General features: G+C 71.6%; 28 protein-coding genes and 1 pseudogene. 20 read left to right on the top strand and 9 right to left on the bottom strand.

Going from position 1 to position 26,409, the window contains the following annotated elements:
* Positions 1-223: 223 nt before the first annotated feature.
* Both RV986_RS37680 and RV986_RS37675 read left to right on the top strand, forming a co-directional pair.
* Positions 224-1,258, top strand: a complete 1,035-nt coding sequence (locus RV986_RS37680) for a helix-turn-helix transcriptional regulator (RefSeq protein WP_475921652.1) — start codon at positions 224-226, stop codon at positions 1,256-1,258.
* Positions 1,259-1,393: 135 nt separating this feature from the next.
* Positions 1,394-1,912 carry a DUF4240 domain-containing protein gene (locus RV986_RS37675; protein WP_475924578.1) on the top strand — a complete coding sequence of 173 codons (519 nt, stop codon included), beginning with the start codon at positions 1,394-1,396 and terminating at the stop codon, positions 1,910-1,912.
* On the opposite strand, the gene RV986_RS37670 is transcribed toward RV986_RS37675, so the two are convergent.
* The gene (locus tag RV986_RS37670; RefSeq protein WP_475921651.1) at positions 1,879-2,136 is read right to left on the bottom strand and encodes a hypothetical protein; all 258 of its coding nucleotides are present in this window, start codon (positions 2,134-2,136) and stop codon (positions 1,879-1,881) included. The genes RV986_RS37675 and RV986_RS37670 overlap by 34 nt on opposite strands.
* 275 nt (positions 2,137-2,411) lie before the next feature.
* A complete protein-coding gene (locus RV986_RS37665) occupies positions 2,412-3,188 on the bottom strand; it encodes a peptidoglycan recognition protein family protein (RefSeq protein ID WP_475924577.1) in 777 nt (258 codons plus the stop codon).
* Between the two features lie 220 nt (positions 3,189-3,408).
* On the opposite strand from RV986_RS37665, the gene RV986_RS37660 reads away from it, so the two are divergent.
* The gene (locus RV986_RS37660) at positions 3,409-4,593 is read left to right on the top strand and encodes a MarP family serine protease (RefSeq protein WP_475921650.1); all 1,185 of its coding nucleotides are present in this window, start codon (positions 3,409-3,411) and stop codon (positions 4,591-4,593) included.
* Positions 4,594-4,644: 51 nt separating this feature from the next.
* On the opposite strand, the gene RV986_RS37655 is transcribed toward RV986_RS37660, so the two are convergent.
* Positions 4,645-5,133 carry an N-acetyltransferase family protein gene (locus RV986_RS37655; RefSeq protein ID WP_475921649.1) on the bottom strand — a complete coding sequence of 163 codons (489 nt, stop codon included), beginning with the start codon at positions 5,131-5,133 and terminating at the stop codon, positions 4,645-4,647.
* Positions 5,134-5,204: 71 nt separating this feature from the next.
* Between RV986_RS37655 and RV986_RS37650 the strand changes: the two genes are divergently transcribed.
* Positions 5,205-6,131, top strand: a complete 927-nt coding sequence (locus RV986_RS37650) for a TIGR01777 family oxidoreductase (RefSeq protein ID WP_475921648.1) — start codon at positions 5,205-5,207, stop codon at positions 6,129-6,131.
* 264 nt (positions 6,132-6,395) lie between these two features.
* A pseudogene (locus tag RV986_RS37645) lies at positions 6,396-7,888 on the top strand (FAD-dependent oxidoreductase).
* Between the two features lie 7 nt (positions 7,889-7,895).
* Here the strand turns inward: RV986_RS37645 and RV986_RS37640 are convergent.
* A complete protein-coding gene (locus RV986_RS37640) occupies positions 7,896-9,335 on the bottom strand; it encodes a regulator (RefSeq protein ID WP_475921647.1) in 1,440 nt (479 codons plus the stop codon).
* 293 nt (positions 9,336-9,628) lie between these two features.
* Between RV986_RS37640 and lipB the strand changes: the two genes are divergently transcribed.
* From lipB to RV986_RS37620, 4 genes are all read left to right on the top strand, one after another.
* Entirely contained in the window at positions 9,629-10,426 is a 798-nt protein-coding gene (lipB, locus tag RV986_RS37635) for a lipoyl(octanoyl) transferase LipB (RefSeq protein ID WP_475921646.1), read from the top strand.
* A 237-nt stretch (positions 10,427-10,663) separates the two neighbouring features.
* On the top strand, positions 10,664-11,629 hold the full coding sequence (gene lipA / locus RV986_RS37630; protein ID WP_475921645.1) for a lipoyl synthase: 966 nt from the start codon (positions 10,664-10,666) through the stop codon (positions 11,627-11,629).
* Between the two features lie 315 nt (positions 11,630-11,944).
* Positions 11,945-12,142, top strand: a complete 198-nt coding sequence (locus tag RV986_RS37625) for an SCO2195 family GlnR-regulated protein (RefSeq protein ID WP_475921644.1) — start codon at positions 11,945-11,947, stop codon at positions 12,140-12,142.
* An 88-nt stretch (positions 12,143-12,230) separates the two neighbouring features.
* Positions 12,231-12,932 (top strand): DUF4191 domain-containing protein, encoded by a 702-nt coding sequence (locus tag RV986_RS37620; RefSeq protein ID WP_475921643.1) that lies wholly within the window; start codon positions 12,231-12,233, stop codon positions 12,930-12,932.
* A gap of 155 nt (positions 12,933-13,087) precedes the next feature.
* Here the strand turns inward: RV986_RS37620 and RV986_RS37615 are convergent, their stop codons facing one another.
* Entirely contained in the window at positions 13,088-13,555 is a 468-nt protein-coding gene (locus RV986_RS37615) for an RDD family protein (RefSeq protein WP_475921642.1), read from the bottom strand.
* 199 nt (positions 13,556-13,754) lie between these two features.
* Between RV986_RS37615 and glnA the strand changes: the two genes are divergently transcribed.
* The 3 genes from glnA to pspAB all read left to right on the top strand — a co-directional run bounded on the left by glnA (position 13,755) and on the right by pspAB (position 16,925).
* The gene (gene glnA / locus RV986_RS37610) at positions 13,755-15,164 is read left to right on the top strand and encodes a type I glutamate--ammonia ligase (RefSeq protein WP_475921641.1); all 1,410 of its coding nucleotides are present in this window, start codon (positions 13,755-13,757) and stop codon (positions 15,162-15,164) included.
* Positions 15,165-15,385: 221 nt separating this feature from the next.
* Positions 15,386-16,306: a zinc metalloprotease HtpX gene (gene htpX / locus RV986_RS37605; protein ID WP_475921640.1), complete on the top strand. Its 921-nt coding sequence runs from the start codon at positions 15,386-15,388 to the stop codon at positions 16,304-16,306.
* Positions 16,307-16,340: 34 nt separating this feature from the next.
* Positions 16,341-16,925 carry a PspA-associated protein PspAB gene (gene pspAB, locus RV986_RS37600; RefSeq protein WP_475921639.1) on the top strand — a complete coding sequence of 195 codons (585 nt, stop codon included), beginning with the start codon at positions 16,341-16,343 and terminating at the stop codon, positions 16,923-16,925.
* A 115-nt stretch (positions 16,926-17,040) separates the two neighbouring features.
* Here the strand turns inward: pspAB and RV986_RS37595 are convergent, their stop codons facing one another.
* The gene (locus RV986_RS37595) at positions 17,041-17,340 is read right to left on the bottom strand and encodes a hypothetical protein (protein ID WP_475921638.1); all 300 of its coding nucleotides are present in this window, start codon (positions 17,338-17,340) and stop codon (positions 17,041-17,043) included.
* Positions 17,341-17,578: 238 nt separating this feature from the next.
* On the opposite strand from RV986_RS37595, the gene RV986_RS37590 reads away from it, so the two are divergent.
* On the top strand, positions 17,579-17,734 hold the full coding sequence (locus tag RV986_RS37590) for a hypothetical protein (RefSeq protein WP_475921637.1): 156 nt from the start codon (positions 17,579-17,581) through the stop codon (positions 17,732-17,734).
* Between the two features lie 36 nt (positions 17,735-17,770).
* A complete protein-coding gene (locus RV986_RS37585; RefSeq protein ID WP_475921636.1) occupies positions 17,771-18,529 on the top strand; it encodes an alpha/beta fold hydrolase in 759 nt (252 codons plus the stop codon).
* Between the two features lie 52 nt (positions 18,530-18,581).
* On the opposite strand, the gene RV986_RS37580 is transcribed toward RV986_RS37585, so the two are convergent.
* Positions 18,582-19,940: a DUF2252 domain-containing protein gene (locus RV986_RS37580; RefSeq protein ID WP_475921635.1), complete on the bottom strand. Its 1,359-nt coding sequence runs from the start codon at positions 19,938-19,940 to the stop codon at positions 18,582-18,584.
* Between the two features lie 5 nt (positions 19,941-19,945).
* Entirely contained in the window at positions 19,946-20,443 is a 498-nt protein-coding gene (locus RV986_RS37575; protein WP_475921634.1) for an FxLYD domain-containing protein, read from the bottom strand.
* A 141-nt stretch (positions 20,444-20,584) separates the two neighbouring features.
* On the opposite strand from RV986_RS37575, the gene RV986_RS37570 reads away from it, so the two are divergent.
* Positions 20,585-21,781: a winged helix DNA-binding domain-containing protein gene (locus RV986_RS37570; protein ID WP_475921633.1), complete on the top strand. Its 1,197-nt coding sequence runs from the start codon at positions 20,585-20,587 to the stop codon at positions 21,779-21,781.
* A 332-nt stretch (positions 21,782-22,113) separates the two neighbouring features.
* Here the strand turns inward: RV986_RS37570 and RV986_RS37565 are convergent, their stop codons facing one another.
* Positions 22,114-22,422 (bottom strand): hypothetical protein, encoded by a 309-nt coding sequence (locus RV986_RS37565; protein ID WP_475921632.1) that lies wholly within the window; start codon positions 22,420-22,422, stop codon positions 22,114-22,116.
* A gap of 164 nt (positions 22,423-22,586) precedes the next feature.
* Between RV986_RS37565 and RV986_RS37560 the strand changes: the two genes are divergently transcribed.
* From RV986_RS37560 to RV986_RS37540, 5 genes are all read left to right on the top strand, one after another.
* Positions 22,587-22,946: an arsenate reductase family protein gene (locus tag RV986_RS37560; RefSeq protein WP_475921631.1), complete on the top strand. Its 360-nt coding sequence runs from the start codon at positions 22,587-22,589 to the stop codon at positions 22,944-22,946.
* Between the two features lie 186 nt (positions 22,947-23,132).
* Positions 23,133-23,816 carry an RlpA-like double-psi beta-barrel domain-containing protein gene (locus tag RV986_RS37555; RefSeq protein WP_475921630.1) on the top strand — a complete coding sequence of 228 codons (684 nt, stop codon included), beginning with the start codon at positions 23,133-23,135 and terminating at the stop codon, positions 23,814-23,816.
* A gap of 500 nt (positions 23,817-24,316) precedes the next feature.
* Complete coding sequence (gene glnII / locus RV986_RS37550) at positions 24,317-25,345, top strand: glutamine synthetase (RefSeq protein ID WP_475921629.1); 1,029 nt, start codon at positions 24,317-24,319, stop codon at positions 25,343-25,345.
* 88 nt (positions 25,346-25,433) lie between these two features.
* Positions 25,434-25,649: a hypothetical protein gene (locus RV986_RS37545; RefSeq protein WP_475924576.1), complete on the top strand. Its 216-nt coding sequence runs from the start codon at positions 25,434-25,436 to the stop codon at positions 25,647-25,649.
* A 118-nt stretch (positions 25,650-25,767) separates the two neighbouring features.
* Positions 25,768-26,346 carry a winged helix-turn-helix domain-containing protein gene (locus RV986_RS37540; RefSeq protein WP_475921628.1) on the top strand — a complete coding sequence of 193 codons (579 nt, stop codon included), beginning with the start codon at positions 25,768-25,770 and terminating at the stop codon, positions 26,344-26,346.
* The last annotated feature ends 63 nt before the right edge of the window (positions 26,347-26,409 follow it).

Raw genomic sequence — 26,409 nt, 5'->3', positions numbered from 1 at the left:
TTCCGCCGCGGGCCCTTCTGCGTTCCCCCTCGCCGTTTCGGCGTTTGCGCCGCGGCCTTTCGGCGTTTCCGTCGCGCCTCTTCGGCGTTCTCGTGGCGTCTCTTCCTCGTTTCCGGTCCGCCGTTTCGGTGTTTCCGTCGCGTCTCCTCCGCGTTCCCGCAGCGTCCCTTCGGCGTTCCCGTCGCGCCTCTTCGCTGTCAGTGGGGTCCGGCATCATGAACGTATGCGCGCTGCCCGTCTGATCAAGTTGGTGCTGCTCCTCCAGTCACGGCCGTCGATGACCGGCGCAGAGCTGGCGCGGGAGCTGGAGGTGTCCGAGCGGACGATCACACGGGACGCGCAGGCACTGTCGGAGGCGGGAGTCCCGGTGTACGCGGACCGGGGCCGGACCGGGGGCTACCGTCTGGTCGGCGGCTACCGCACCCGGCTCACGGGCCTGGCCAGGTCGGAGGCGGAGGCGCTGTTCCTGAGCGGGGTCCCGGCGGCGCTGCGGGACATGGGTCTCGCGGACACCGCCTTCGCCGCCCGCCTGAAGGTGTCCGCGGCTCTGCTCCCCTCCCTGCGGGACGCCTCGCGGACGGCGGCGCAGCGGTTCCATCTGGACGCGCCCGCCTGGTTCCACGAGCCGGAGGCCCCCGAGCTGCTGCCCGTGGTGGCGGACGCCGTGTGGGACGACCGGCGGATCGTCGTGCGCCATCGGCGCGAGGACGCCGAGGTGGAACGGGTTCTCGAACCGTACGGGCTCGTGCTCAAGGCAGGGATCTGGTACCTGTGCGCGCGGGTGCCGCAGCAGCCCGAGCAGCCGTCCGAGGAGTCGTCCGAGCAGCCGTCCGAGCAGCCGTCCGAATCGGGGACCTTCCGGGTGTATCGGATCGACCGATTCACGTCGGTCGAAGCCCCGCACGGCGCGCAGGGCTTCACCCGGGACGAGGGGTTCGACCTGCCCGGGTTCTGGGACGAACGGGCCGAGCAGTTCGCGCGGTCCATCCTGCGGGACGAGGTCGTCGTACGGCTCTCCCCGGAGGGCGCGCGGAGGCTTCCGTACGCCGTCGACCCCGCGTCCGCGCGCGAGGCGCTGAAGGGATGCGACGCCCCCGACGGACTCGGCCGCGTGACGGTCACCCTCCCCGTCGAGTCCGAGGAGGTCGCCCACGCCCAGCTGACCGGGCTCGGGCCGGAGGTGGAGGTGCTGTCTCCTGCGACTCTGAGGAAACGTTTCTCCATGGACGCGGCGCGGCTCGCGGCGCTGTACCGGTGACCTCGTTCCGTCTCCGCCCCTCTCCATCCCTCTCCGTCCGTCTCGTTCCGGCTGTTTCCGTCGGCATGTGCACGCATAACAATCTGCGGTACTCCGCGTGCGTCACTCCCGTTCAGGCCCGATGCTGGACCCGTGATGGACGAGACGGAGTTCTGGGAGTTGGTGGACACCACCCGCGAGGCTGTCGAGGGTGACCCCGAGGACCACGCCGACCTGCTCGTCGAACGACTCGTCCAGCTGGACCCGGACGCCGTGCTCGACTTCGCCCGTCACTTCGAGGCCCGCTACAACCGCGCCTACCGCTGGGATCTGTGGGGCGCGGCGTGGGTCCTGCTCGACGGGGTGAGCGACGACGCGTTCGACTTCTTCCGGTGCTGGCTGATCGGCCAGGGCCGGGAGGTGTTCGAGGGCGCGGTGCACGACCCGGACTCGCTCGCCGACCTCCTGGACGACTTCGACGAGGACCTCGACGGTGACGGCGAGGAGCTGGGGTATGCCGCGGACGAGGCGTACGAGCAGCTCACCGGTGTCGTCGCGCCCGACCTGGGCATTCCGCCGGCGCCTCCCGAGCCCGAGGGGACGCCGCTCGACTTCGAGAACGAGTCCGTCCTCGCCGAGCGCTATCCCAAGTTGTGGGAGCGCTTCAGGGGCTGAGGCAGGGTGGCGTACGGGGTCGTGTAGGGGGGCGCGTACGGGGGGTGGGGCTCGTGGGTGGTGTGGTGCGGGGGTGCGGCGTTTGCGCGGTCCAGGGCCGATGCGGTGATGGCGGCCGGGCCTACGAGGACCGTCACCACGGCGCCGGCCACGGTCCACGAGTTGCGCAGGGCCTTGGTCCAACGGCCGGTCTCGTTCGGGTTCTTGGTGCGACTGCTGCTCATCTTCCCCACCTCCAGTCGGCTGTTACGAGGAAGAGGCTAGGCAGCGGGGATCTGTGGGTCCCTTGGCTCGGCTGTGCACTGTCTGTGGATACCGTCCTCGCCCCCGCCGCCCCTACCCTCCCCCGGGCCTCGGCCTCAGGCTCTGGGCCGGCCCCGGCCCCAGGGGCGCGGGGAACTGCGCGGCCGGCCCCCACCGGCCCGCGGACAAGCCAACTCGGCCGGCCAAGGGAATCCGGGGCGCGGCCCCGGCCCCGGGGGCGCGGGGAACTGTGCGGTCAGCGGCCCTGTAGGTGGGCTGCTCGGGCGCGGATCTGCGGGAGCCGGGCCGTCAGCGCGGCGCCGGGACAGTTGGTCATGAATCCGGCGTCATGCCCGGCCAGGGTGGGCAGCACCGCGGCCACCCCGGCCCGGAAACGGCTCAGGTCGTTGCTGGAGACAAGGCGCACCCGGCCACGGGGGTCGACGTCCGAGAGCCCCAGCTTCCACGCGGCGAGCGCGGCGATCGACTCGGTCATCGCCCGCGGCACCTCCGTCCCCGCCGCGAACGTACCAATGGCCGCGATCCCCGCGGTGCGGTGGTTGAAGCCCTGGGTGTGGGCCCCGGTGACCGCCCGGTCCACCCCACCCGCGCGCCCTTCGTAGATCGTGCCGCAGCGGTCGACGAGGAAGTTGTAGCCGATGTCGTCCCACTGCCGGGCGCCGATCTGCCCGGCGTAGAGGTACCGGATGATGCGGGGCGTCTCGGCGCACGTGTAGTTGTTCGGCGAGTCGGTGTGGTGCACGAAGACCGCGACGACCCGGTCGTCGTAGCGGGCGGGCGGCTGGGTGTGCGTGCTCTTGGTGTCCAGCCAGCGCGACCGCGGCACGATGACCGGCCGCACCGCGGGGTGCGTGACCGCGGGCCGCGCGGCGACCGGCCGGTCGCGTGGGACCACCGTACGGTTCACTCCGGCCGCGCACAGCATCAGCGCGAGCACGGCGGCCAGCCCGGGCACACACCCGAGCCCGATCAGGACGGCACGCCGCGCCCCGGCTCCCCGCACCGGCCGCATCCGTGCCCCCCGCGTCTTTCGGAAGACACGCATGCACTTACCCTGACCCGGTTCCGTTCCCCCCGCGATGTGTGCTGTGCCACCTGGTGGAACCATCGCCCTGGTCCGGGACGTTTTTACAGGTCCACGCACGCGTGGCCGTTTCCCGGCTCCACGCGCGCGTGCCTGATCACTGGGCCCGCCCCACACGTACTAAGGGGCCCAAGCGAAAGGCGGCTCCGTGGACCTGCTCGACATCCTGCTGTTGCTGGTGATCCTTGCCTACGCGGCGTCCGGCTACCGGCGCGGGCTGGTCGCCGGCTGTGTCTCGCTGGCCGGGTTCGTGGGCGGTGCCGTCATCGGCGTATGGGTGCTGCCGTGGATGATGGACCTGGTGACGGCGGGGACGTCGGCGGCGACGGTGACGGCCGTGCTGACGGTGCTGGTGCCCGCCGTGGTGGGTCATGAGCTGGCGGGCCGGCTGGCGCTGAAGCTGCGCCGCGAGCTGGACCAGGGGCCGCTGCGGGTGGCGGACGGGGTCGGCGGGGCCGCGGCGAACACGGTCGCCGTGCTGCTGGTGGCCTGGGTGGCCGCGAGTGTCCTGGGGGCGTCCTCGTCCTCGCTCATCACCCAGTCGATCCGCAACTCCGCGCTGCTGGGCGCCGTACAGAACGCGATGCCGGACACCACACCGACCTGGTTCTCGCGGGCGACCTCGGCGCTCACCGAGGCGGGCTTCCCCCAGGTCTTCAACCCGTTCGAGAACGAACCGACGGCGGGTGTCGCCAAGCCCTCCGGCGACAGCGTGACCGCGGCCGCGACGAGCGCCGCCAAGCTGAGCACGGTGAAGATCGAGGGCTCCGCGGGCACCCAGGGCCGGGAGGGCAGCGGGTTCGCGTACGCGGCGCAGCATGTGATGACCAACGCCCACGTGGTGGCGGGCATCGACAACCCGACCGTACGGGTGGGCGGCGTGGGCCGCGAGTACTCGGCGCGGGTGGTGCTCTTCGACCCGCAGAAGGACGTCGCCGTGCTGTACGTCCCGGACCTCAGGGTTCCCCTCCTGCGCTTCGACGACAGTGCCGGGCGCGGCGACTCCGCGGTCGTCGCGGGCTATCCGCAGGACGGCGGCCTCGACCTCCAGGCGGCCACGGTCGCGAACCGGATCAACGCGCGGGGCCAGAACATCTACAACACGAGCATGGTCACCCGCGAGATCTACTCGATCCGCTCCACCGTCCGCCCCGGCAACTCCGGCGGCCCGCTCCTCACCACCGAGGGCAGGGTGTACGGCGTCGTCTTCGCCCGCTCGACCTCGGACAACGAAACGGGTTACGTCCTGACGGCGGACGAGGTCACGGGCGACGCCGAGCGGGCGGCGACGGCGACGGAGCAGGTGGACACGGGCGACCTGGTCACCTCGTGACCGCCGGCCTCGCGCCGCTCCGAGAACTCAGAGGGTTCAGCGAGTACGGCCTCAGAGGGAGCGGCCCATGAACACGTCGTCCACGTACTCGCCGTCGAGCAGGAACTCCTCGGGCAGAACGCCCTCCACCACGAACCCCTCGGACTCGTACAGCTTCCGCGCCTGGGTGTTGTGCCCGAGGACGCGCAGCGAGATCCGGCGTGCGCCCTGCCGCCGGGCCTCGTTCTGCACGGCACGCAGCAGCCCCCGCCCGACGCCCGTGCCGCGCGCCTCCTCGGCGACGACGAGTCCCTGGATCTGCCGGACGTGGGAGTTGCAGGCGAGGGGTGTCGGGTGGCCGAGCTTGATGTAGCCGACCAGGGTGTCGTCGAGTTCGGCAACGAGAAAGTCCCGCGGACCGGACCGCTCGGTGAAGAAGGGGTCGTACGGAGGTTCGGGGCGCGGCATGACCGCGTGCAGCGTGGACCAGGTGGCGCGGTCGAGACGGCCGAGCTCGTCCTCGTCGTCGAGCGTGGCGACGCGTATGTGTGGTACCGGCATGCAGGTCACTGTACGGCGGCCGTACGGAGTCCCGATCCCGGTTTTCCCGGGGCGCGCGGCAGGATGGACGCATGAACGACTCACCGCTTGCGCCGGAATCCCGTAGTTTCCGTATTGCGATCGCCGGTGCGTCCGGCCTGATCGGTTCGGCGCTGACGCGCTCTCTGACCGCGGACGGGCACGAGGTGGTCCGCCTCGTCCGCCGTGCGCCGCGCGGGCGGCACGAGGTGCGCTGGGACCCGGAGGCGCAGCGGATCGACGCCGCGGGGCTCGCCGGGTGTGCCGCCGTGGTCAATCTCGCGGGGGCGGGGGTCGCTTCGCGGCGGTGGACGGAGGCGTACAGGCGGAAGATCCGCGACAGCCGGGTGCGGGGGACCGCCACGCTCGCCGAGGCGGTGGCGTCTCTCGACGAGCGGCCGCGGGTGTTCGTCAACGGGAGTGCCATCGGGTTCTACGGCGACACCGGTGACCGGGTGGTGGACGAGTCGGCGCCGCCCGGCGACGGCTTCCTGCCGTCCGTGTGCGTGGCGTGGGAGGGGGCCGCGGCGCCGGCCCGGGAGGCCGGGATCCGTACCGTGTTCGCTCGTACGGGGCTGGTGGTGGCCCGTGAGGGAGGGGCATGGGGGAGGTTGTTTCCCCTCTTCAAGGCGGGGCTCGGTGGGCGTATGGGGGACGGCCGGCAGTACTGGAGCTACATCTCCGTGCACGACGAGGTGGCGGCGATCCGGCACCTCATCGACACGGAGTCGCTGTCCGGGCCGGTGAATCTCACCGCCCCGACGCCGCTCACCAACCGGGAGATCACCGAGGCGATGGGCCGTGTCCTGCACCGCCCCACGGTCTTCGCCGTGCCGGCTCCGCTGCTCCGTCTCGCCCTCGGCGACATGTCCGGCGACATCCTGGGCAGCCAACGCGTCCACCCCGCCCGGCTCCTGGCCTCCGGCTTCACCTTCGCGTTCCCGTCGATCGACGAATCCCTGCGCGCCGCCCTGCGCTGAGCACCCGGGGCCGGACGATGCGCGCCGGCGCTCTCAAGGCGCGCAGGGAACTGCGCGACCAGCCCCCCACCCACCCGCAGCCCTCAGTCAGAACGTGGCCGTGCGCCCCGCCGGAGGCCCATGCACCCCCATGCGACCGTGCACGCCCGACGCGCGACTGTCGGCGGCCCCCCACGCACCTACCCTCGACCCGAACTCGGGTATCCCTGAAGCCGGTTGAGGGCATGCCGTCCCCGCCGGCCGCGCAACCTCAAGGAGGGGTACGTGCTTGAGCCCGTATGCAAGGCGGACGTGGACGTCGTCATCGTCGGTGCCGGAACCGCTGGACTCGCGGCCGCCCAGTACCTGACCAGGGCGGGCCTCACGACGATCGTTCTGGAGGCCGCGCCCACCGTGGGCGGCCGTATGTCGACGGAGAAGGTGGACGGCTTCCGGCTCGACCGTATCGGCCGGCTCCTGTCCACCTCGTACCCCGAACTGCACCGCACCCCGGGCCTGAACGGCCTGGTCCTGCGCCGGTTCTCGCCGGGCGTGCTGCTGCACAGCGACGGCCGCCACCACCGGGCCGCCACCCCGGCCCTCCCCCGGAGCGCAAGGGGCGCACTCACCGCCGCGCGCGCCCTCGCAAGCGCCCCCGCCTCTCCCGAAGCCAGAGCGGGAGCCCTGGAGTTCCAGGGGTTCCGGCAGTTCCAGGAATTCCAGGACTCCCCGGACTCCCCGGGCTCTCCGGGCTCCCAGGTCTCCCAGGGAATTCACGCTCTCCACGCCCCGCACGGCCGCTCCGACCCGCACGGACCCCACGACCCGGCCCACTCGGCGGCCCTCTCGACCAGGCCCGTGTGACGGCCGTCCTCGCCCGTCTCGCGGCCGCCTCCCCGGAGCGCCTGCTGACCCGCCCGGACCTCTCCGCCGCCCACGCGCTGACCACCCGCGGCCTGCCGCCCCGCGCAGCCGAGGGCTTTCTGCGCCCGCTGCTCACCGCACTCCTGTGCGACCCGGAGCTGACCACCTCCAACCGCGCCGCGGACCTGGCCCTGCACTCGTTCGCGTCGGGCCGGCTGTGTCTGCCGGAGGGCGGCGCCGACACCCTGCCGGAGCTGCTCGCGGCCTCGCTTCCCCCGGGCACCGTCCGCACGGGCGTCCAGGTCACCTCGGTCGCCACGACCACCGTGACGACCCAGGACCACGGCGTACTCACCTGCCGGGCCATCCTGCTCGCCACCGGAGTCCGCGCCGCCGCCCGGCTGCTGCCCGGTCTGCACGTCCCGGCCTTCCATCCGGTCACGGTCCTGCACCACACCACGGACGAGCCCCCGCTCACCGACCCGGCGCTGCTGCTGGACGCCGACCGCGGCGGCCCGGTGTCGCACACAGCGGTCATCAGCCAGGTCGACCCGTCCCGCGCCCCGGCCGGCCGGGCGCTCATCTCCTCGACGGTCCTCGGCACTCCCCCGGCCGCCACCCACCTGGACATGGCGGTGCGCGCCCATCTGGCCCGCGTCTACGGCACGTCGACGACCCGCTGGGAACTCCTCGCGGTCCACCACACCCGCGACGCGGTCCCCGCGATGCCCCCGCCGCACGACCTGCGCCGCCCGGTACGCCTGCTGGCGGGCCTGTACGTCTGCGGGGACCACCGGGACACCAGCACGGTCCAGGGCGCCCTGCATTCGGGCCGCCGGGCCGCCCACGCCCTGCTGTCGGACCTGGGCGCCCGTCCGGCCGCGACGGAGGAGCCGCTCGAAACGGCGGCCTGAGGAACCGTCAGCCCAGGGCCGCCACCCGGTCCCGGTAGCCGCGCACGGGTGCCGCGTCCCGGTACGGTTCGAGCCGCCGCTCGAAGTCCCGTACGTACTCGACGGCCCGGACCGACCGCATCTCCGCCGCCTGCCCCGCGGCCTCCGCGCCCAACTGGCAGGCCTGGTCGAGCTCTCCGAGCCCGAGCCGTGCCGAGGCGAGCACCACCCGGCAGAACAGCCGGCTGCGCGCGAACCCGGGCGCTCGCAACTGCAGCGAGCGCTCGGCGTGCTGCGCCGCGGCCCGGTACTGCTGCAGATCGCGGTGGCAGTGCCCGAACTCGTCGGCGAGCTGCGCCTCGTCGAAGAACCGCGCCCAGTACGGGGCCTCGTCCCCGGGCCGGGCGGATTCGAGGGCCCGCTCGGCGCGCACCAGCGACGCCGTGCAGGCCCGCACCTCCCCCAGCACCCCGTGCCCGCGCGCCTCCACGGAGTGCAGCAGCGCCTGGACCACGGGCGGCGCGGAGGAGCCGACGCCCTGCTGGGCGACCCGGGCGAGCTGCACGGCCTCGCGGCCGTGGCCCAGATAGACCGCCTGCCGGCTCATGGTGACCAGGACGTACGAGCCGTACGCCCGGTCCCCGGCCGCCTGGGACAGCCGCAGGGCCTGTACGAAGTAGCGCTGCGCGAGCCCGTGCGCGGCGATGTCGTACGAGGTCCAGCCGGCCAGCCGGGTGAGGTCGGCGGCGGCCGCGAACAGGCGGCGGCCGGTCTGTTCGCCGTACGCGCCGCGCAGCATCGGCTCGGCCTCGTGTTCCAGGTAGCGGACCAGTGCCTGGCGGGCGTGGCCGCCGCCGTAGGCGTGGTCGAGGGCGCGGAACAGTTCGCCGACCGAGCGCAGGGCGGAGATGTCCCCGCCGGTGACCTTCTGGCCGGGGCCGCGCTCGGTCTGGCTGCGCTGGCGGGGGAGCGCGGGGCGCCCCTGGGCGGGGATGCGCGGAGCGGCCGGTTCGCCGCGGCCCACCCGGTCGTCGGCCCGTCCGATCAGCCAGTCCCGGCTGGGGACGACGAGTCCCGCCGGGGTGAAGGCGATCTTCCGCAGCTCGGCGTGGCTGCCGGAGTCCTTGCGCCACAGCCCGCTGACGATGTCCACGGCCTCCTCGGGGCTCGCGGCGAATTCGAGGCCCGCGTAGACGGGCGCGCAGGCGTCGAGCCCGAGGTCCTGCGCGGTCAGGCGCCGCCCGAGGCGGCGGGTGAACACCTCGGCGATGAGGGCCGGGGTGGTGCCCCGGGGCTGCTGCCCGCGCAGCCACCGGGTGACCGATGTCTTGTCATATCTCAGATCAAGTCCGTGTTCGAGGCCGAGCTGGTCAACGCGGCGGGCGAGACCTGCGTTGGAGAACCCCGCTTCTGCGATGAGCGCGGCGAGCTGGCGGTTGGGAGTGCGCTGCGCGGGTCGTTCCGTCATCTGCGGTGCGGTCTCCTGCCTTCCGGGCATCACTGGGTGCCCGGATTGCCTGTGAGCAGCCCTTATGGCCTCGTGGACGGCGCGAATGTAGCGGAGAGTGAGCGCCCGATTGCGCACTTCGACACACATTCATCCGATCGTGTGAGGATTGACCGCCGGGCTGACGAGCGGAGCCCGGACGTACAGTGGCGTGGGCGCGTTACGTACCTGACGAAAGGTTCTTTCGCCTGCCGCACAACGGGCCCGTCGGTTGCCGTAGCAAGGTTCTGAGGCTTCTTAGGGAGGCGCTTGCCGTGAGTGAGTTGCGGTTCGTCCGGATGGGATTCGGCGCCGAGGCCGTGGAGTACCAGGAGGCCTGGGACGAGCAGCGCCGTGTGCATGCCGCCCGTTTCCTGGACGAGACGCCCGACACCTGTCTGCTCCTGGAGCACCCGCCCGTGTACACGGCGGGCCGGCGCACGGCGGACAGCGAGCGCCCCCTCGACGGCACCCCCGTCGTCGACGTGGACCGCGGGGGCAAGATCACCTGGCACGGTCCCGGGCAGCTCGTGGGCTACCCGATCCAGAAGCTGCCGCGCCCGGTGGACGTGGTGGCGCACCTCCGCCGCCTCGAGGACGCGATGATCCGGGTCTGCGCGGAGTTCGGCGTCGAGACCAGTCGGGTGGAGGGACGGGCGGGGGTCTGGGTCCTGGGTGACCCCGTCGCCTCGCGGCCCTCCCTCGGCGGCCTTTCCCTCGACTTCGACCCCCGGCTGACCGACGAGGAGTTCGACCCCCGGCTCGACGGGCCCGAGTACGCCCCCTCCAACGCCGGGCAGCGGCGCGAGGACCGCAAGATCTGTGCCGTGGGCATCCGGGTCGCCAAGGGCGTCACGATGCACGGCTTCGCCCTGAACGTGAATCCGGACACGTCCTCGTTCGACAAGATCATCCCGTGCGGGATCCGGGACGCCGGGGTGACGTCGCTGGCGTACGAGCTGGGGCGCGACGTCACCATCGCCGAGGTCCTGCCGGTTGCGGAGAAGCATCTCCGGGACGTCCTGGAGAACGCGGACCTGCGCCCCCGCGAGGTCGAACGGGCCTCGGCCTGAACCGTCTCGTCCCCGAACGCCGGACGGGCCGACGATGCGGGGCGGAGCCCCGCCTCAGGGGCGCGGGGAACCGCGCGACCGGCCCCCGTCCACCCGCGGACGACAAATCCACCCGGGAACCGGGGCGCAGCCCCCGGGAATGCACCCCCGGTCCGCAAGGTTGCCCACCGCGGGGGCCGAGAACCGTACGGGCGTACCCTGGTGTACGCCGAAGAATCGAAGCTACAGGGAGCCGATGTGTCCGCAGTCGCACCCGACGGACGCAAGATGCTGCGCCTGGAGGTCCGGAACGCCCAGACCCCCATCGAGCGCAAGCCCGAGTGGATCAAGACCCGGGCGAAAATGGGCCCCGAGTACACGAAGATGCAGAACCTCGTGAAGAGCGAGGGCCTGCACACGGTCTGCCAGGAGGCGGGCTGCCCCAACATCTACGAGTGCTGGGAAGACCGCGAGGCCACCTTCCTGATCGGTGGCGACCAGTGCACCCGGCGCTGTGACTTCTGCCAGATCGACACGGGCAAGCCGGAGGCGCTCGACCGCGACGAGCCCCGTCGCGTGGGCGAGTCCGTGGTCACCATGGACCTGAACTACGCCACCATCACCGGCGTCGCCCGCGACGACCTGGAGGACGGCGGCGCCTGGCTGTACGCGGAGACGGTCCGCCAGATCCACGCCCAGACCGCCGACCGCGCGGAGGGCCGCACCAAGGTCGAGCTCCTCGCGCCCGACTTCAACGCCGAGCCCGCCCAGCTGGCCGAGGTCTTCTCCTCGCGCCCCGAGGTCTTCGCGCACAACGTCGAGACGGTCCCCCGGATCTTCAAGCGCATCCGCCCGGGCTTCCGCTACGAGCGCTCGCTGAAGGTCATCACCGAGGCCCGTGACTACGGTCTGGTCACGAAATCGAACCTCATCCTCGGCATGGGCGAGACCCGCGAGGAGGTCGGCGAGGCCCTCAAGCAGCTGCACGAGGCGGGCTGCGAGCTGGTGACCATCACGCAGTACCTGCGCCCTTCGGTGCGCCACCACCCCGTGGAGCGCTGGGTCAAGCCGCACGAGTTCGTGGAGCTGAAGGAGGAGGCCGAGCAGATCGGTTTCTCCGGCGTCATGTCGGGCCCGCTGGTCCGCTCCTCCTACCGGGCCGGCCGGCTGTACCGGATGGCCATCGAGAAGCGTGGCGCGTACGTCGCCTCACAGGCGGTCTGAACACCCGTACGGCGCAGTGCGAGCGACACGATTGAAAACGCCGTACGACCCGAGCGGTGGCACTCAGTGCCACCGCTCGCGTGTGAATCGGCGCACAAGCAACTCCCCGCACAGAGTGGCCGATTCAGCGCGTTCCCGGCTGTCCGCGCAGATGGGGACACGCGTCAGGGCGGCGTCAGGACGGGGGCCCACCGCATCAAGGCTTCATTGGTGTTTGACCGGTCGGTCACGCCCTGGTAACACCAATCAGTGACCCTGGTCTTGCGCCACAAACCACCCCGGCCAGAGCCGCCATCCCGAGGGGGGACCTCCATCATGCAGGCCGCGCCCGTACGCGCCACCGCCATCCCGTCGTTCACCGATGCACTCCGTGCCGTCGAGTCGCTGCTCATGAGCGGTGGACAGCGCACCGCCCGCCGCAACGCCTGGACCTCCGTCCTGGAGGACCGCCGCCGCGCCAAGGACCGGGTCGAGGCACAGCGCGTGCTGGAGTCCGTCGCGACGCGTTCGTAGCCGTCGTCCCACCCCGGTGCGGGCACCACCGCCGCCCGCCCGGGCACTGCCGTCGTAGGCACTCGTCGGGCCACGTAGACTTCGTGGCATGGCGAGGAAGGAAACTGCAGCGGACGCTGCGAACCCCGGGCGACTCAAGCAGATCGCTCTGACCTACAAGATGACTCGCAAGGCCGACTCCAAGATCGGTCTTGTACTCGCGGCAGTCGGAATCGTCACCTTCGGTGTCTTCCTCGCGATCGGCCTCTTGATCGACCACCCGTACTACCTGGGCATTCTCGGCCTCCTGCTCGCCTTCCTCGCGACGGCGATCGTCTTCGGGCGCAGGGCCGAGCGGGCCGCGTTCGGGCAGATGGAGGGCCAGCCGGGCGCTGCGGCCGCCGTGCTGGACAACATCGGCCGGGGCTGGACCACGACTCCGGCGGTGGCGATGAACCGCAGCCAGGACGTGGTGCACCGCGCGGTCGGCAAGGCCGGCATCGTGCTGGTGGCCGAGGGCAACCCGAACCGGGTGAAGAGCCTGCTGGCCGCCGAGAAGAAGAAGATGACGCGGATCGTCGCGGACGTCCCGGTGCACGATGTGCTCGTGGGCACCGGTGAGGGTCAGGTGGAGCTCAAGAAGCTCCGCACGACGATGCTGAAGCTGCCGCGTGTTCTGACCGGCCCGCAGGTCACCGCGACCAACGACCGGCTGCGCGCGATGGGCGACCTGATGAGCAACATGCCGCTCCCCAAGGGTCCGATGCCGAAGGGCATGCGGATGCCGCGCGGCGGGCCGAAGGCCCGCTGACACCCCTCCCGGCTGACATCCCTCCCGGCCCCGGCCGAGTGACGACGCCGGCCGATACGACGAGACGCTCGCCGGCCGACTCGCCGGCCGATACGACGATGGGGCGCCCGGATCACTCCGGGCGCCCCATCGTCGTATCGGCTGTGGGGAGGGCGCTAGATCCGGACCTCGATCGTGCGGGCCAGACGGTCGTGCAGGCCCCGGCCGTCGCGGTCCCAGATCAGGGCGGGGACGGCGACGCACAGGAGGGCGGTGCGCAGCAGGGCGCGCAGCGGGTTGAGACGGCCGCCGCCCTCGGGGACGATCCGCAGACCGAAGAGGCGCTTGCCCGGGGTGAAGCCGACCGTGCCGACGGTCAGAACGCCCAGGACGAAGAGGACGAGGAGCGCCCAGTTGCCGGTCGCCTGGTCGTAGCCGTCGGTGAGCAGCCCGTATGCGATCAACAGGCACAGGGCCCAGTCGACGGCGAGGGCGCCGAGGCGGCGGCCCGGGCGGGCGATGGAGCCGGGTCCGTGTTCCGGCAGACCGAGTTGCTCGCCCCGGTAACCGAGGTCGGCGCCCGCGTCCTCCATGGCCGCGCGGGGTCCGGAGAGCCACGATCCGATTGCTTGCCTGTTGTCCACCCGCCCACGGTACTGCGCCCGTTTTGGTATGCGGACAGGAGGGGCCCGACCGCCCCAGGTCGGTTAACTTGGGCGAAACAAATGGGTCACGCTGGAGAAATCCCCCGTCCCTAAGGTCGGCTCCAGCGTGTGCCACCGCACTGGCCGCACGAACGAACTACCACCCCGGTCCACAGTGGGCGGGAGTAGGAGGAGCTGGATGTTCCAGAACGCCGACGAGGCCAAGAAGTTCATCGCGGACGAGGACGTCAAGTTCGTCGATGTCCGCTTCTGCGACCTGCCGGGTGTGATGCAGCACTTCACGCTGCCGGCGTCGGCCTTCGACCCGGACGAGGAACTGGCCTTCGACGGCTCCTCGATCCGCGGCTTCCAGGCCATCCACGAGTCCGACATGGCGCTCCGCGCCGACCTGTCCACCGCGCGCGTCGACCCCTTCCGCCGCGACAAGACGGTCAACATCAACTTCTTCATCCACGACCCGATCACGGGCGAGCAGTACTCCCGTGACCCGCGCAACGTGGCGAAGAAGGCCGAGGCCTACCTCGCCTCCACCGGCATCGCCGACACCGCGTACTTCGGCCCCGAGGCCGAGTTCTACGTCTTCGACAGCGTGCGCTTCGACACCAAGTCGAACGAGGCCTTCTACCACATCGACTCCGAGGCCGGCGCCTGGAACACCGGTGCCCTGGAGGACAACCGCGGTTACAAGGTCCGCTACAAGGGCGGTTACTTCCCGACCCCGCCGGTCGACCACTTCGCCGACCTGCGTGCCGAGATCTCCCTGGAGCTGGCCGCGTCCGGCCTCCAGGTCGAGCGCCAGCACCACGAGGTGGGCACCGCCGGCCAGGCCGAGATCAACTACAAGTTCAACACGCTGCTCGCCGCGGCCGACGACCTCCAGCTCTTCAAGTACATCGTGAAGAACGTCGCCTGGCGCAACGGCAAGACCGCGACCTTCATGCCGAAGCCGATCTTCGGCGACAACGGCTCGGGCATGCACGTCCACCAGTCGCTGTGGGCGAACGGCGACCCGCTGTTCTACGACGAGGCCGGTTACGCGGGCCTCTCGGACACCGCTCGCTACTACATCGGCGGCATCCTCAAGCACGCCCCGTCGCTCCTCGCCTTCACCAACCCGACGGTGAACTCGTACCACCGTCTGGTCCCCGGCTTCGAGGCCCCGGTCAACCTGGTCTACTCGCAGCGCAACCGCTCCGCCGCGATGCGTATCCCGATCACGGGCTCGAACCCGAAGGCCAAGCGCGTCGAGTTCCGCGCGCCCGACTCCTCCGGCAACCCGTACCTCGCCTTCTCCGCCCTCCTCCTCGCGGGCCTGGACGGCATCAAGAACAAGGTCGAGCCGGCCGAGCCGATCGACAAGGACCTCTACGAGCTCGCCCCCGAGGAGCACGCGGGCGTCGCCCAGGTCCCGACCTCCCTCCCGGCCGTCCTCGACCGCCTTGAGGCCGACCACGAGTTCCTGCTCGCGGGCGACGTCTTCACGTCCGACCTGATCGAGACGTGGATCGACTACAAGCGCACGAACGAGATCGCGCCGCTGCAGCTGCGTCCGCACCCGCACGAGTTCGAGCTCTACTACGACGTGTAGTCGGCACCGCTCTGCCATGGAGCCCCGCCATCGCCCTCGGGTGGTGGCGGGGCTCCGTCGTTGTCTGCCCGGCATAGATAAGTGGTGGTCGACAGGGCAGTTCTTTGCCGCCCGTGGAGCCGTTCGGGGCCTGTTCATGGGGGAACGCGGGCGCACAATGGAATCGGGACGAGTGCCTGAGCGCGTGAGTGCCTGAATGCCTGAGTGGCGGGGTGATGCAGATGCAGAGCCGTTTCCGGAGCGACCGGGGCCTGACCGTGCGAATGACGGTCACCTTGTTCCTGCTCGGACTTCTGTACGTGGCGTTCGTCGTCGCGTTGATCGTGTTGCTGAAGTCGTGGGTGTTGGTCGTCGTGCTCATGGCGGCCCTGTTCGTCGCACAGTTCTGGTTCTCGGACCGGATCGCGCTGTTCGCGATGCGCGGGCGGGTCGTGCAGCGGGAGGAGTATCCCGAGCTGCACGCCGTCGTGGACCGGTTGTGTGCCCTCTCCGACATGCCGAAGCCGGTCGTCGCCGTGTCCGATATGGACATGCCCAACGCGTTCGCCACCGGACGCAATCCGCAGAACGCGGTGGTGTGCGTGACGACGGGTCTGCTGCGCCGGCTGGAACCGGCGGAGCTGGAGGGGGTGCTCGCGCACGAGCTGTCGCACGTGGCGCACAAGGACGTCGCCGTGATCACGATCGCGTCGTTCCTCGGCGTGGTCGCCGGGCTGGTCGTACGGTTCGCCTTCTACTCGCAGCTGTTCGGCGGCGGGCGCCGGGACCAGAACACCGCCGCCGTCTTCGCCGCCGTGATGGGTGTGTCGGCTGCCGTGTACGCGATCAGCTTCCTGCTGATCAGGGCCCTGTCCCGGTACCGGGAGCTGGCCGCGGACCGGGCCGCCGCGCTGCTCACCGGGCGGCCCTCGGCGCTGGCCTCCGCCCTGACCAAGGTGTCCGGCGACATCGCCCGGATCCCCACCAAGGACCTGCGCACCGCCCAGGCATTCAACGCCTTCTACTTCACGCCGGCGACCGGCAAGGAGCCCGGCATCGAGCGGTACTTCTCCACCCACCCGAGCCTGGAGCAGCGGCTCGAACAGCTGGGGCGCATCTCGGCCGAGTTGGGCGAGGCGGCGACGCCCGACACCACCGGCTGAGCCGTAGTCCCCTCGCGGAAAGGCAGCCACCTGCATGGGGTTCCTGGACATCCTGCTCGGACGCACCAAGGCCGTCGCGCCCGATCTCGACCAGCTCTTCGGGCTGCCGTCGGCGGCGGTGACCCTGCAGGCCGCCGCCGGTTTCACCCCGACCGGGACGGGCGCGGTGTGCTTCGCGAGCGTTGAGGGAGCGGCCTTCGCGGAGGCCCACCGGGAGGTACGGGAACTGCTCGAAGCGGACGCCGAGCGCAGCGATGAGCCGGTGGAGCTCACCAAGGACGAGTACGGGTACTCGTGGCTGGTCTCGCGGCGGGAGCCGGACGACCTGCCCGCGCTGGTGAGTGATCTGCACGCGGTCAACAGCGCGCTGGAGGGCAGCGGTTTCGGGCCGCAGCTGCTCTGCTCCGTGGCGGCTTTCCGGGACGACGAGCAGCGACGGCTCGGGCTCGTCTACCTCTACAAGCGCGGGACCTTCTATCCCTTCGCGCCGCTGGCCGACACGGACCAGCGGCGCGACAACGCGCTCGAACTGCAGATCAAGGCCACGCTCGCCGACGATCTGCGGATCGAGCAGGACCTCAGCCGATGGTTCCCCCTCTGGGGCGCCCCGGGCCTGTGAGCTTCCGGGCCGGTGCCCTCCCGGGCCGGTGACCTCCCGGGCCGGTGACCTCCCGGGCCGGTGCCCTCCCGGGCCGGTGACCTCCCGGGCCGGTGACCTTCCAGGTCCGTGACCTCTAGTTCCGGCGCTCCTGGCGGCGGGACTCCAGCGGACGTTCGCGGCGGTAGCGGCGCTCCCACCTGGCCTGCTGGTCACGGCGCTGACGGTATGCGCGGTAGCTGGTGTCCGTACGGGCCGGGGAACCGGACGTGCCCGAGCCCGCGGGCGCCGCCGCGGACGGGCTTGCCTCGGTGCGGCCGTAGCGGCCGTAGCGGCCGTACACGAAGAGCAGAGCGATCGCGGCGAGCCACAGGACGTGGTTCGAGAAGCCCAGGACGACCAGGATCGCGGTCGCGGACATGATCAAGGTTCCCATGACGGGACTCCTTGTGTGCGTGGGTGACTGGGTCTTGATGGACGGACGGTGCCGACGGGGCACTGGGGGTGGGTGCCCCGTCCGTCGGTGCGTAGAGAGTAGCCCCGAGTCCGCCGCCTGATGCCCGTCCGGCGGAAAGCGGTCCCGTCGTGGCTCCGGACTGCACCCCCTCCACGATCGCCATAAAGTCCAACAAAATGGATATACGACACGAAGGGGTGCCTCACAGGAGCAATCGGTGTTCGACCTGTCCAAGCAGCACCTCCAGGCGGTCAACCACACCGCCGTGGGCGCGGCCGGGGGCGCCCTGTGGGGCGGTGTGAGGACAAGGTCACTGCGCGAGGCGGTCGCGGCCGCGCAGGCGAAGGCCGGGAGCGGTACGGCCGCATCCTGAGGGACCGGGCGCCGGACGGGCGTGCGTAAATGGGGGATGCTCTCCTCCTTCGCACACGACCACGACGGTGAACGACTGAGCTGCGTCAGCGGCGGCGGCGAGGACGGGGGCGCGGGCGATACGCCCACCGTCGTCCTTCTGCACGGCGCGGGCAACGGCAGCAAGGAGCGACTGCTCCCCCTGCTGGAGGAGTTCGTCTCGCGCGGCTGCCGCGGTCTCGCCCTCGACTTCTCCGGACACGGCGAAAGCTCGGGCGAGCTACGGGAGTTGAGCCTGCGCCGGCGCTTCGAGCAGGCCCTCGCCGTGATCGAGGCGTCGGTCCCGGCGGACGGTCCGCTGATCCTCGTCGGGTTCAGCATGAGCGGCCAGACGGTGGCCGACCTCGTGGGGCACTACGGGGAGCGGGTGGTGACGCTGGGGTTGGGCGCGCCCGCGGTGTACGCCGCCGCGGCATGGCCGGTTCCGTTCGGCGAGGGCGACGGCCGCTTCAGCCGGATCATCCGTACGCCGGACAACTGGCGGCAGGCGCCCGCGCTCGACGTGCTGCGCGCGTACGAGGGCCGCGCGGTCCTCGCCGTACCCGGTACGGACGCCGTGATCCCGCCCGCCCTCACCGAGGCCCTGACGGACGCGCTCACCGCCCGCGCCCGTTTCACCCGGCTCGAACTCCCCGACGCCGACCACATGGTGGGCCGGTGGCTGTGCGAACACCCCGCCGACCGGAAGCGGTTCGTGGACGCCGTCCTGGTGACCGACGGCGACCGCGCGGTCGGGCAGCCGGAGCTGTACCGCTGAGGGCTGCCGGAGCCGTACGGCCGCGGACCGGCCGAGCCGTACGGCCGCGGGCTCAGAGTCCGGGGGCCGCCGCGACCACGCCGGCCGCCACCGCCGCGTCCAGGGCCGCGTGGTCCTTCGTGTTCTGGTCCGCGTACCGCAGCGCGAAGTCGGCGACGGCACGTTCGAAGGTGTCGGCGGCGCCCATGTACGCGGCGATGGCGACGCGGTCGCCGGAACGGGCGTGGGCGCGGGCCAGCGCGGTGCCGCACAGCCGGGCGTAGTCCAGCAGCTCGTCCGGGCTCATGCCGGCGATGTCCGCGCAGCCCTTCATGTCGCGCAGCTGCCGCCAGTAGAAGGCCCGCCCCTGCGGCCCGGTCATCCAGCCGAGGAAGATGTCGCCGGCCGCCTGCAACAACCGCTGCCCGGCCACGACCCGGTGGCCGGGGTGGACGTAGGGCCCGCCGGGCAGGTGCTCTTCGAGTACGGACTTCGTCGCCTCCTTCATTTGCAGGAACAGCGGGTCGTCCGCGTCGCGTCCGCTGAGCAGCACGATGAAGCAGCGGGTGCCGACACTGCCGACGCCGACGACCTTGCGGGCGGCGTCCACGAAGCGGTAGCGGTCGAGGAGGAGGCGGCGCTCCTCGGCGAGCGTGGAGCGGTAGTCGCTGAAGATCTTGCGCAGGGCCGCCATGTCGGGGGCGCCGGCCGGTTCGAGCAGCGGGGGGACGTGCACGATGCGCCGCCGCCCGTCGACGGTCTCGGTGAGCTTGCCGAGCGCGTGCAGGCTGGTGCGGCGGCGGGCGCGGGTGAGGCTCGCCTCGACGTGTCGGCGACGGCGGGCGGAGCGCAGCAGCGGCAGCAGCCGGTCGGCGTCGATGGCCTCGTACCAGACGGCCAGTTCACCGAGTCCCGCGAGCCGTCGTACGCCCTTGCGGTACTCGGCCGCCGCGGCCTGCGCCGCCCGGTGCGCCCGCGGGTCGCTGTGCCCGTTCTCGCGGGCGGCCACCGCGACGCTGGCCGCGAGCCGTTTGACGTCCCACTCGAAGGGGCCGGGGCAGGTCTCGTCGAAGTCGTTGAGGTCGAAGTGCAGGGCGCGCTCCGGGGAGGCGAACAGGCCGAAGTTGAGGAGGTGGGCGTCGCCGCACAGCTGCACGGTGAGGCCGGTGTGCGGCTGGGTGGCGAGGTCGGCGGCCATGACGGCGGCGGCACCGCGCAGGAACGCGAACGGCGAGGCGGTCATCCGCCCGTACCGGATCGGCAGCAGTTCCTGAAGCCGGTCCCTGCCCTGTCGCTGCAGGACGGTGACCGGGTCGGGGCGGTCGACGGCGGGGATCCAGGTGGCGTGCGCGGAGCGGGGGGCACGTTTGCGGGCGGCCCTGCCCCGGGCGGCCCGGTCGGCGGAGGTGGCCGTGCCACGGCTCCGTTCCATGGCCGTCAACTCCGCACGGCCCGGGCGACGTCGGCGGTGACGTCGCCGGAGAGGGAGCGGGTGCTGCGGGCCGTGGCGTCCTTGGCGGCGCCCGCCGGGACGTCGTCGAGGGTGACGACGACCGTGTCGAGGAGGTTGCCGCCCCGGTCGCGGAAGTCGACCTGGACGGCGTACGTCTTCGCCGAGGACGTCGGGTTGGTGGCGGTGGCCGTGACGGTGGCCCGGCCACCGTCGTCGGTGGTCACCCGGTCGCCGAGCTTCACCTCGTCCTTGGCGTCGAGACCGTTCTTGAACTCGTCGAGCCTCCGGCCGGCCTCGGCGGTCGCGGAGGCCAGGGCGCTGCCGGCCACGGACGCGAGCGAGGAGGCGGCCGAGGCCACGTCGGAGGGGCTGGTGCCGTTCGAACAACCGGTGAGGGACACGCCGGCCAGGAGGGGCGCGACGGCCGCCGCCCCCAGGACCGTCCCTCGTACGCTGAGCCGTCGTATCCCGTGCCTCGCCATCTCGTCTCCCGACGTTCCGCTGCGGATTCTCGTCTCAGTCAAGGCTGTGAGCAGGGCGTACGCACGCCGGAGGCGCCGTTCGGGTGAGGCGCGGGAGGATGCCGGGGGGAGCGGGAACGGCAGCTACGAGGCGGAGGCGGCGTGAGCCAGGAGCGACGGCACATCGGGGTGGCGGAACGGCGGGCCCGGCTCGCGCTGCGGCACCGGCTCGCGGGTACGGCGCGCGCGACGAGCCCCGAGGAGGTCGCCGGATCGCTGGTCGCGCTGCACGGGACCGATCCGGCGACGGTGTACCTCGCGGTGGGCGCGCGGCTCGCGGACGCCGGGAAGACGGTGGCGGAGCTCGACCGGGCGCTGTACGGGGACCGGACGCTGGTGCGGATGCACGGCATGCGGCACACCGTGTTCGTGTTCCCCACCGAACTGGCCGCCGTGGTGCACGCCTCGACCGGGCTCGCGATCGCCGCGAAGGCCCGGGCCGGGCTGATCAAGGACATGGTGGGCGGCAGCGACGGGCGGCTGACCGAGGAGTGGCTCACCGAGGTCGAGGCGTCCGCGCTCGCCGCGCTGGCCCGGCGCGGACAGGCCACGGTGAACGAACTCACCCAGGACGAACCGCGGTTGAGGGAGCAGTTCACCTACGGCGCGGGCCGGAGCTACGAGAGCGCGCAGACCGTGTCGTCGCGGCTGATGCGGGTGCTCGGGGTGGAGGGGCGGGTGGTGCGCGGGCGTCCGCTGGGCTCCTGGACCTCCACCCAGTTCCGCTGGGCCGTGGCGCCGCCCCATCCCGTACTCCCCGCCGCCGAGGCCCAGCCCGAGCTACTGCGGCACTGGCTCGCGGTGTGCGGGCCCGCCACGGAGGCCGACCTCAAGTGGTGGACGGGGTGGAAGGTCACCGACGTACGGCGGGCGCTGGCCGCGATCGGGGCGGTGGCCGTGTCGCTCGACGACGGGGCGACCGGGTACGTCACGGCCGGCGACGTCGGTCCGGTGGCCGGCCCCGCCGCCCCGTGGGCCGCGCTCCTTCCCGGCCTCGATCCGACCGCCATGGGATGGCAGGAGCGGGACTGGTACCTCTCCCCCGCCCTGCGTCCCGCCCTCTTCGACGGCAGCGGGAATGTCGGGCCGACGGTGTGGTGGGACGGGCGGGTGGTCGGGGGATGGGCGCAGCGGGGTGGTGGGGAGGTGGTGTGGCGGGTGCTGGACGGGGAGGGGCTCGGGAGGGAGGCGCGGGCCGCGATCGAGGGGGAGGCGGAGCGGTTGCGGGGGTGGCTGGGGCCGACCCGGGTCACTCCACGCTTCCGGACCCCACTGGAGAAGGAGCTGACAACGGGGTGACGCCCCCGGGGCTACGCCTCCCGGACCCCCCGGTGGGTTTGTCGGGTGCGGGTGGGTGGGGGCCGGCCGCGCAGTTCCCCGCGCCCCCAAGGCCGGGACTCCGCCCCGAATCCCCCTGCGCCCGGGTTTGTTCGGCTGCAGGCCGGTGGGGGCTGAGCGCGCAGTTCCCCGCGCCCCTGAAAGCCTTGGGCGCAGGCCCGCGTCATCCAGCCCGTCCGGCGTTCGAGGACGAGGCCGTTCAGGCCGATCTCGGGGGTCTGGGGGCGGAGCCCCCAGGGAGGGACGGGTAGGGGCGGCGGGGGCGAAGGAAAGCTGTCCCGCCGCCCCGGCGCTCAGCGCGCGTACCGCATCAACGCCCGCACCATGTGACACGTGGTGTCCGACGGCGGATGGACACCGATGAGTTCCGCAGTGCTGCGGATCTTCTCGTTGCGGGCCTGGTTCGGAACATGGACACCGGAGTCGAGCAGAGCGATCGCGAGGCGCATCGCCTTGAGCCGGCGGTTGTGCGTGACATACCACTCGCGGGGCCGCCCCGGCGGCAGCGGTCGCTTCGCCACGGGCTCGTACGGCAGGTCCATCGGGACCGCCCTCTTGGACGTGGACTGGGTGGGCAGCGGCTTCAGTGCGGCAGCGGGCACAGGCATCCTCCTGTCGCGGTCAGGGCGCCGTCCGGACCCCCCGGCGACACCCTCGAACACTGCTTCTATTCTACCGCCCGGCACTGACAAAAGCCCCTGGCCACAGGGGTTTTGGGGGTGGCGTGACAGCAGCGGAAAAGGGGGGCTCGCGTAACGTGTGAGGCATGGAGATCTGGATCAATCCGGCCTGCTCGAAGTGCCGTAGCGCGATCGGCCTGCTCGACGCGGAGGGCGCCGACTACACCGTCCGCCGCTATCTGGAGGACGTACCGACCGAGGAGGAGATCCGGGACGTACTGGAGCGGCTGGGGCTCGAACCCTGGGAGATCACCCGGACCCAGGAGGCCGTCGCCAAGGAGCTCGGGATGAAGTCGTGGGCGCGCGACGGCGGTTCGCGGGGGCAGTGGGTCAAGGCACTGGCCGAGCATCCGAAACTCATCCAGCGCCCGATCATCACCGCGGACGACGGAACGGCCGTCGTGGCACGCACCGAGGAGGCGGTACGGGAGGCCTTGTCCCGGTAGGCACCACCCTCCCTCCCCCTCCCCCTCCCCGTCCACACACCGCCGCCCCGATCGACTCCCCTTGTGACCCAGGCCACTCCGCCGACTCGCGCCAACCGTTGAGTAACCCCGTTCGGCATCTCGTACCTAGCGGCATACGGATCGCATCCGGCCGCCGACCGAGGCGGCCGGGGACAGGAGGCGCGCATGTCGCGTAGGAGAACCCTCAGCACGAAGAAGAAGCTGACGCTGCTGGTCGCCGCGGCGGCCGTGGCCGGAGGCGGCGCCTTCGCCATGGCTGCCACCTCGAACGCGACGCCGAGCTCGAACGCCCGGACCCTGTCCGCCGCGGACTCGACGGTCTGCCAGGGGCTCACCACCGCCCTCGGCAACAACCAGAAGTTCATCGACGACCAACGGGCCAATCCCGACGCGCAGTCGGCGGCGCGGATCGCCAACCGCGAGGCGGTCATCGCGCAGATCAAGGTGCAGCAGAAGGCGTCCGGCTGCGCGGTTGGGGAGTCGGCTCAGGACTCCCAGACCACGCAGCCGGCGCAACCCGCACAGCCGGTCACGTCGGCGCCCGCGCAGCAGCAGAGCACCGCACCCGCACAGGGGACGGGTGGAGGTGGCGCCGCTGTCGGCCAGCAGGTCTGCACCGGCTCGACCGTCACCCTCTCGGGAGAGGCCGGCGCCCCGGCCGCGTCCAGCAACCAGTTCCCGGCCGGAACGAAGCTCAAGGTCACGAACCTGGACAACAACAAGTCCACGACCGTGCAGGTCACCTCGGTCTCCGGCAGCTGTGTGCTGCTGAACAACGCCGCGTTCGAGCAGGTCCGGGAACCCGGCAAGTTCCTGATCCGCAAGGCCCGGATCGAGAAGGTGGGGTGATCGCCCACAGCTGACGACCAGGAACTCCGCCTCAGATGCGGGCCGTGCGTCCTGCTGTTCGCGGCCACGAACAGCAGGACCGGCACGCCGAGTCGGACAGGTGAGACGCCGACCGGTATTCGCCCGGTGGCCTTCCGGTGACTTTGCCCGGAATCCGGCGCGCGTGACATTTCCTGAATCCGGTGCGCGTGACTTTTCCCGGCACCCGGTGCGCGCCCGCAAACCCATCGCATACGAGCCGTCGCGCCCGGGGCCGGGAGGATCACAGTGGGCGGACGACGGTGCCCCCGGACCGCGGGAACGGGCCGCTGATAGCGGTCGCGAATCGCTCTCGGCGAGTGAGTAGCAGCACAGAGGTACCAGGTAACACGGGGTTCACATTCGAGCAATGATCGGGAAATCGCCTGTTGACAGGCTGCCGGACATTACCGCGGCGCCCCGGTGCCGCAGCGCCGCAGCACCCGCAGTGCGCTGGAGACCCACCCCGAAGGATGTGGCCCGTGACCTTCAAGGCTGAGTACATCTGGATCGACGGCACCGAGCCGACGGCCAAGCTCCGTTCGAAGACGAAGATACTGGGCGACGACGCCAAGGGTGCCGAGCTGCCGATCTGGGGCTTCGACGGGTCCTCCACGAACCAGGCCGAGGGTCACGCCTCGGACCGCGTACTCAAGCCGGTCGCCACCTTCCCGGACCCGATCCGCGGCGGCGACGACGTCCTCGTCATGTGCGAGGTCCTGAACATCGACATGACGCCGCACGAGTCCAACACCCGTGCCGCGCTGACCGAGGTGGCGGAGAAGTTCGCCGCGCAGGAGCCGATCTTCGGCATCGAGCAGGAGTACACCTTCTTCGAGGGCAGCAGGCCCCTCGGCTTCCCCGTGGGCGGCTTCCCGGCCGCGCAGGGCGGCTACTACTGCGGTGTCGGCGCGGACGAGATCTTCGGCCGTGACATCGTCGAGGCCCACCTGGAGAACTGCCTCACGGCGGGCCTGGGCATCTCCGGCATCAACGCCGAGGTCATGCCCGGCCAGTGGGAGTTCCAGGTCGGCCCGCTGTCCCCGCTGGAGGTCGCCGACCAGCTGTGGGTGGCCCGCTGGCTGCTCTACCGCACCGCCGAGGACTTCAACGTCTCCGCGACCCTCGACCCCAAGCCGGTCAAGGGCGACTGGAACGGCGCGGGCGCGCACACCAACTTCTCCACCAAGGCGATGCGCGAGGGCTACGACGCGATCATCACCGCGTGCGAGTCGCTGGGCGAGGGCTCGAAGCCGCTCGACCACGTCAAGCACTACGGCGCCGGCATCGACGACCGCCTGACGGGCCTGCACGAGACGGCCCCGTGGAACGAGTACTCCTACGGCGTCTCCAACCGCGGCGCCTCGGTCCGCATCCCGTGGCAGGTCGAGAAGGACGGCAAGGGCTACATCGAGGACCGCCGTCCGAACGCCAACGTCGACCCGTACGTCGTGACGCGGCTGATCGTCGACACCTGCTGCAGCGCCCTGGAGAAGGCCGGCCAGGTCTGATCCGCCCCCGTACCCGAACGAGGAGGCGCTCACCACCACGGTGAGCGCCTCCTCTCGTGGTGCGACATCGATCTCCGGTGCGACGTCGATCCGGTGGTGCGACGTCAAGTTCGCGCCAAGGACGCGTCCGACCTGTGAGAGGACTCTCCTGCCCGGCTCCGGCTTCTGCTTCAATGGGGGCATGGCCGGCTTCCAGAGGTACACCGCGACGGGTCGCACCGACCTGGAGCCCTTCTGGCCTTCCCGTCAGCACCATGACTTCGACCGGGTGTGTTGCCGCGCGACGAACGCGCCGGCCCTCTAAAGCCGTACACCCCGGCCTTCGGCCAGCGCGCACGACGTACGTCCTCGACGGCCCCGACCACGAACTCGCGGTCGTCGACCTCCCCGACGAACTCCTCGCGCGAAAGAGCTGACCTCTCATGGCGAACACCCGTTCCTTCTCGTCCGTAGCGACCGCCCCCGCACCGTCGACCGGTTCCGGGCGGCACCGGCTCCGTGCCGTCGACCGCGACGAGGTCGTCGACGTGGCGGACTTCCTGCCGCCGGGCGCCACCTGGCTGCCCGCTCCCCAGCACACCCTGCCCGTGCTGCCGGGCCAGCCGCCGATGATCGGCTACCTGGTCCTCGTACCGGCCGACCAGCATCCCGTCCTGCCGGTCGCCGTCCCCGACGCCCCGGCCCCCGCCGACGCCGGCGCCGGTCGGTCCCCGCTCGTCCGCGTCGACTCCGTACAGCGCACCGCCGAGGTCGACGGGCGGCCGCTGGACCTCACCTACCTGGAGTTCGAGCTGCTCTCGCATCTCGTCGCGCATCCGCACCGGGTGCACACCCGGGACCAGCTGGTCACCACCGTGTGGGGGTACGGGCACGTGGGCGACGGCCGGACCGTCGACGTCCATGTCGCACGGCTGCGCCGCAAGCTCGGCGCGCAGCACCGGCAGGCCATCCAGACGGTACGGCGGGTCGGCTACAAGTACGCGCCGCCGACGGGGCGCTGAGCGGACCCGCCGGATCTCCTGTCAGCAGATTCCCGTTCCTCCCGGCGGACCGTCGGGGCAGAG

It is taken from the genome of Streptomyces sp. RLA012, assembly GCF_056270325.1.
The sequence above is the reverse complement of the archived record's forward strand: the minus strand, read 5'-3'. Positions and strand labels throughout refer to the sequence as shown.